This window comes from Paenimyroides tangerinum (genome assembly GCF_003865405.1).
Taxonomy (GTDB): domain Bacteria; phylum Bacteroidota; class Bacteroidia; order Flavobacteriales; family Flavobacteriaceae; genus Flavobacterium; species Flavobacterium tangerinum.
The window spans coordinates 1-233 of record NZ_RQVQ01000105.1; the positions used below are offsets into that span (position 1 = coordinate 1).

Consider the following 233-nt stretch of genomic DNA (forward strand, 5'->3'; position numbering starts at 1 on the left):
AGCGATAAAAGAATATTCAGACGAACGAATGATTAATTACGTAAATAATTTCTACGATAATAGCTCATCACAAGGAAATAGTTTTAACCAAGGAATGTACGCAACCTTCAACCCGTTAGACAAGTTGGTTGAGGCGTATGATGAGAACAAAAAATTATACGAACGTTTATTAGCTGCTGAAAAGGAAAAATTAGCTTACCTAGAGCAATTAATAAAAAAATAGCTTTGTTATT

Annotated in this window: 1 pseudogene; it reads left to right on the forward strand. The window is 31.8% G+C overall.

The window, feature by feature from the left end:
* Positions 1 to 223 (forward strand): annotated as a pseudogene (locus tag EG240_RS16610) (transcriptional regulator); the annotation flags it as partial.
* Between the last annotated feature and the right edge of the window lie 10 nt (positions 224 to 233).